Origin of the sequence: Streptomyces sp. WELS2 (assembly GCF_013870595.1) — a bacterium.
Lineage (GTDB): Bacteria > Actinomycetota > Actinomycetes > Streptomycetales > Streptomycetaceae > Streptomyces.
In genome coordinates, this window is sequence record NZ_JACBWZ010000910.1 from 1 (window position 1) to 2,317 (window position 2,317).

Annotated in this window: 2 protein-coding genes; one reads left to right on the plus strand and one right to left on the minus strand. The window is 70.1% G+C overall.

Features of this window, described 5'->3' with window-relative positions:
- Window positions 1-42: 42 nt before the first annotated feature.
- A complete protein-coding gene (locus H5J33_RS31625) occupies window positions 43-1,365 on the minus strand; it encodes an ABC transporter substrate-binding protein (RefSeq protein ID WP_181798181.1) in 1,323 nt (440 codons plus the stop codon).
- 484 nt (window positions 1,366-1,849) lie between these two features.
- Between H5J33_RS31625 and H5J33_RS31630 the strand changes: the two genes are divergently transcribed.
- Window positions 1,850-2,317: LacI family DNA-binding transcriptional regulator (locus H5J33_RS31630; protein WP_181798182.1), on the plus strand; the 468-nt coding region annotated here is incomplete at its 3' end.

Genomic DNA, 2,317 nt, shown 5'->3' on the forward strand with positions numbered 1-2,317 from the left:
CCGGGCGCGGACGGCCGTGGGAGCCGTCCGCGCCCGCGCCGGTCAGCCGATCGCCTTGTCGAGCGTGTCGGTCGCGGCCTTCCAGGCGTCGTCGGGCTTGGTGCCCCGCTTCTCCATGTTGTTGATCTGGGTGGAGATGGTGTCCTTGATGACGCCGTCCTTCGGGCCGAGCACCGCCGCGGGGATGGCCTTGGCCTCCTCGGCGTAGAGCTGGCCGATGGGGGCGTCGCTGAAGTACGGGAGCTTGGCGTTCTTCACGTCGGCCAGTTCGTAGGCCTTCTGGTTGGACGGGAAGACACCGATGGCCTTGAACACCGCGGCCTGCTGCTCGGGCGCGGTCAGCCACTTGACCAGCTCCTGGGCCTCCTTGACGTGCTTGCCGCTCTTGGGCACGGTCAGGAAGGAGCCGCCCCAGTTGGCCGCCGTGGTGCCGGGCGCCCGGGAGATGTCCCACTTGCCCTTGTAGGCGTCGCCGGAGTTGGTGGAGATCTGGCCGGCCATCCAGGCGGGGCAGGCCACGGTGGCCACGCTGCCCTTGCGCAGCGCCGCCGTCCAGGCGTCGGTGAACTGCGGCAGGCCCTGGCTCAGCTTCTTCTCGGCGGCTTCCGCGGCCAGGTTCCAGCCCTGCTTGACGGACGGGCTGTCCTTGTAGACCGGCTCGCCGGCGGCGTTGTAGTACTGCTGGGAGGAGGAGGAGACGACCGCGTTGTACATCGCGGAGGCGGAGTCCATGAAGTAGGTGCCGGAGGGGGCCTTCTTCTGGTACTGCTCGCCGAGCTTGAGGTAGTCCTCCCAGCCGCCGGCGACGGCCTTGGCGACGGCCTCGCGGTCGGTGGGCAGGCCCGCCTTCTGGAAGAGGTCCTTGCGGTAGCACAGGGACATCGGGCCGATGTCGGTACCGGCGCCGATCACCGTGCCGTCCTTGGTGGTGGCCTGCTTCGCCTTCCAGGACACCCAGTCGGCGGCGTCGATCGTCTTGCCGAGGTCGGCGAACTTGTCCGCCTGGGTGTCCACGACCTCCTTGATGCGCCCGACCTCGATACCGGTGACGTCCGCCAGGCCGCTGCCCGTGTTCAGCTGCTGAAGGAGCTTCGGGTAGTAGTCCTGCTCGCTGGCGGTGGTCTCTTCCTTGACCGTGATGTTCGGGTGCAGCTGGTGGTACTTGGCGAACAGGCCGGCCTCCTTGTAGCCGAACTGCCCGTAGTCGGCCACCGTGAGGGTGATGTTGCCGTTGGCGTCCGTGCCGCCCGAGTCGCCGTCGTCGCTGCTGCAACCGGTCAGCAGCAGGGCCGAGGCGGTCAGGGCCGTCGTGGCCACGATCGCCGCTCTGCGGCCGTGGCCACCGCCGGTACGGGTGATGCGCATTCCACTACTCCTTGTTCCAGTGGGGAACGGGACCTCAGGATTCGGACCGCCGGGCCGGGCGGTCCGGACCTGCCCTCTCGGATCGAGCAGCGGCTAGCCAACAGCACACGGTGTGCGATGGAAACGTGCTGGTCAACGGTGTGCCATGCAAGGTAGAGGGGAAGGCCATGGGTGGTTTCGTCCGAACGGAAGAGAGCCCCGGTCACCCCGTGGGACCGCTCCCACGCGGCATGCCGGAAGACTCGTCCGTGCCGGGGCCGGGTGTCAAGACTTGAAGACGGCGTTGTTGCGCAAGCGTGTTCCGTACGTCACGGGAACGTGTCGCCCCGCTCACCTCCGTGGGGCACGGTCCGGCCGGCGTCGTCCCAGGTCACCGGCGGCGCGGGCCGCTCCCCGCGGGCAACCGCCCGCCGCCGCGGGTCGGTTGCCGGAATTCCTGGGCCAGAATGAAGCGCCCCCGACCCGGACCGCCGGAAGGTGAACGATGAGCCCTGCCGAACAGCCGCAGCCGCACCGGACGGCGGACGTGCGGCGACCGACCCTGAACGCCGTGGCCGCCCGCGCCGGCGTGGGCCGCGGCACGGTCTCCCGGGTCATCAACGGCTCCCCCAAGGTCAGCGACCGCTCCCGGGCCGCCGTCGAGCGGGCGATCGCCGAACTCGGCTACGTCCCCAACCGCGCCGCCCGCTCGCTGGCCACCCGCCGCACGGACTCCGTCGCGCTGGTCGTGCCCGACGCCGAGAGCCGCCTGTTCGCCGAGCCGTACTTCTCGGAGATCATCCTCGGCGTGAACGCCGGACTCTCCAGCGCGGGCATGCAGTTGCTGCTGGTGCTCACGGGCGACGAGACCGAGTACGGCCGGCTGGCCGGCTACCTGGCCGCGCAGCGGGTGGACGGGGTGCTGCTGATGGCGGTGCACGCCGAGGACACCCTGCCCGACCGGCTCGCGGAA